3 protein-coding genes are annotated in these 2,984 nt (G+C 76.0%); all 3 read left to right on the forward strand.

Annotation, left to right across the window (positions count from 1 at the left end; translation table 11 throughout):
* The first annotated feature begins 147 nt into the window (after nt 1-147).
* The 3 genes from ABZS66_RS54295 to ABZS66_RS54305 are packed head-to-tail and all read left to right on the forward strand — an operon-like array spanning nt 148 to nt 2,810.
* Entirely contained in the window at nt 148-651 is a 504-nt protein-coding gene (locus ABZS66_RS54295; RefSeq protein WP_354771573.1) for a hypothetical protein, read from the forward strand.
* A complete protein-coding gene (locus ABZS66_RS54300; RefSeq protein WP_354771575.1) occupies nt 648-995 on the forward strand; it encodes an MmcQ/YjbR family DNA-binding protein in 348 nt (115 codons plus the stop codon). Before ABZS66_RS54295 ends, ABZS66_RS54300 begins: the two co-directional genes overlap by 4 nt.
* 48 nt (nt 996-1,043) lie before the next feature.
* A complete protein-coding gene (locus tag ABZS66_RS54305; protein WP_354771577.1) occupies nt 1,044-2,810 on the forward strand; it encodes a protein kinase in 1,767 nt (588 codons plus the stop codon).
* Nucleotides 2,811-2,984: the final 174 nt, after the last annotated feature.

Genomic DNA, 2,984 nt, shown 5'->3' on the forward strand with positions numbered 1-2,984 from the left:
GAGGTGCCGACGTTGATGGCCGGGCGGACGCCCTGGTTGAACAGGTCGGACTCGACGCGACCGGCGAGGCCAACCGGCGGATCCGCCCCGGCCACCGCCGGGGCGGCGGCTCTTCCGTCCGGGCATCGTAGAGTGGATCATGGGCCGGTGAAGATCTCCTGGAGAGTCGCCGACAACCCGGTCCCGACGCCCGGCCGATCCGTCGTCGACGGTTCGATGCCGGCGGAGCGGGTCGAGCTGACCGCGCACGCGGTCGCCGACGCCCGACGGGTCAACCGGCTGACCCTCCCGCTCGGCCGGGCCGACGCGGCCCGCTTCCGCCGCTTCGCCCGTCTCGTCCTGCTCCAGCGGCTGGCGAACTTCGCGGTGCTGGCACTCTGGCTGGCGATGATCCTCGCGACGCTCGCCCTGCAGGTGCTGGCGTTCGAGACCGGCGTCGCGATCTTCCTCGTCGCGGCCCTGGCCAACGCGGCATTCGCCCTGTTCACGGTGGTGCTGCGCCCCCGGCAGTACCCGGTCCGCACCGGCGACCTCCTCCGCTCACCGCGCCTGACGGTCCGCGGCGTCCACCCGGACACGGCAGCCGAGTGGCACGCGATCGCCGGCCCCACGATCCGCGTCGAACTCCCGCGGTACGGTGTGAAGCCGTGACCAGGGATGAGCTCCTCGCGCACTGTCTGGCCAAGCCCGGGGCCTGGCAGGACCAGCCGTGGGAGGGGGACGTCGTCGTCAAGGTCGGGGCGAAGATCTTCGCGTTCATCGGGGGTCCCGGGTCCACCACCGTCGGGGTCAAGTGCGCGCCCAGCCGGGAGGCCGCCGACGAGTGGCTGCACCGGTACCCCGACGACGCGGCCGTGATGCCCTACATCGGGCGGTCCGGGTGGAACACGCTGCGGTACGGCGGGGCCATCCCGGACGATGAGATCGTCGAAGCGGTCGACGAGTCGTACCGGTGGGTCGTCTCGAAGCTGCCGAAACGGGATCGCCCGGCGTAACCGCCGCCGTGCACCAATCCGGGCGGGAACCCGCACCGAAGCACTGACATGGGTGACACGATCGCCGGGCGGTACCGGCTTTCGCACGTGATCGGATCCGGCGGGATGAGCCGGGTGTGGGCGGCGACCGACGAACTGCTCGACCGGCCGGTGGCCGTCAAGGAGATCCTGCCGGTGCCGGGGCTCACCGAGGACCTGTGGGCGCGGACCCTCCAGGAGGGGCGGGCCGCGGCCCGGCTCGCGCACCCGAATGTCGTGCGCGTCTACGACGTCCTGTTCGGCGACGGCCGGCCGTGGATCGTCATGGAGTACCTCACGTGCCGCTCGCTGGAGGCCGTCGTCCGCGAGCGGGGCCCGCTGGACCCGGCCGAGGCGGCCCGCGTCGCCCTGGCGGTGCTCGACGGCCTGTCGGCGGCGCACCGCGCGGGCGTGCTGCACCGCGACGTCAAGCCGGCCAACGTCCTCATCACCGCCGACGACCGCGTCCTGCTCGGCGACTTCGGCATCGCGGTGTTCGACGCCCTCCCCCTGTCCGCGGGCCCGGTGGTGGCGTCGCCGGCGTACGTCGCCCCGGAGCGCGTCCGAGACGGCCTGTCGACCGCGCACGGCGACCTGTGGTCGTTCGGCGCGACCCTGTACTACACCGTCGAGGGCCGCCCGCCGTTCTCCCGCCCGACGACGACGTCCCTGCTCGGCGCGCTGACGTCGTCGCCGGTCGACCCGCTCCTCCGGGCCGGCCCGCTGGCACCCGTGGTCGAGGGCCTGCTGCGCCGCGACCCGGGCGAGCGCCTGACCGCCACCCGCGCCCGCCTGCTCCTCGACGCGGTCGTGTCTGCCGATCCGGCGTCGCCGGTCTCCGCCGCGGCCCAGGTCCCCCCTCCCGACTCGACGCCGGCCTCGTTCGTGGGCCGCCCGGCCCTGGTCCGCGGCCGGTCGCCGCTGCGGCGCCTCGGCTTCGCGGTCGGCCGGCTCGGCGCCTCGTCGCAGCGAGCGAGGGAGCCGCGGCCCCCGGCCGCCGCTGTCGGCGGGCCGCGGGACCAGATCGCCACCACCGACGCCCCGCTGCCACAGGCCGGCGGGCCGCAGACCCCGGCCGCCGTTGGCACCGCCACGCCGCCGCAGCGGGCCGGAGGGCCGCAGACCCCGGCCGCTGCCCTCGGCGGGCCGCGGGATCAGATTGCCGCCACCGATGCCCCGCCGCCACCGCGGGCCAACGCGGCACAGACCCTGGCCGCCGCCACACCACCGCCGGCCAGCGCGGCGCGGACCCCGGTTGCCGTCGGCGGAGGCTCGCCGCTGCGGCGGGTCGGCGGGCCGCGGGCACTGGTCGCTGCCGGGGTGGCCGCGCTGCTCGCCGGTGCCGGGGCGGCGGTCGTGCTGTCGCTGCCGTCCCGGTCGTCGTCGTCCTCCCCCTCCTCGGCCGCGGCGCCCGTGGGTTGCGCGGACCCGGCCTCGCCGCCGTCGTTGCCCGCCGCCGGCGCCACCTCGATCGTCGGCGGGCCGGAGCCGGACGGCTCGATCATGCACACGGACCCGTCCGGGTTCCGGCTGGCGTTGCCGTCCGACTGGCTCCGCAGCACCGACGCGGCATCCGTCTGCTTCGTGGACCCCGCCGGCGGCGTCCGGCTCACCGTCACCGCCGCGGCGGCGGGCGGCGATCGGGAGTTCAGCTACGACGCGGCCGGCCGCCGCTGGCACACGGCCCAGCTCCGGCTGCCGACCGGCCACCTGCTCTCGTGGACGGCGAGCGAGTCCGACTTCGCGGCCACGCAGCCCCGCTTCGACACGATCGCCGGCAGCTTCGTCGCGCTGTGAGGCGCAGCGGATCGCCCGGCACGCGGACGGGTCGGCGTGGAGGCACCACGGCGACCACGCAACGGCGCCGGGCCAGGGCGGGACGGCGTGCCGGGAACACCAACCAACGCGGGCCAGGACGGGACCGTGCGCTGGGAAACCACGCAACCAACCCGGGCCAGCGGGGCGATGCGC

Origin of the sequence: Dactylosporangium sp. NPDC005572, assembly GCF_040605515.1 — a bacterium.
In the GTDB taxonomy this organism is placed as follows: Bacteria; Actinomycetota; Actinomycetes; order Mycobacteriales; family Micromonosporaceae; genus Dactylosporangium.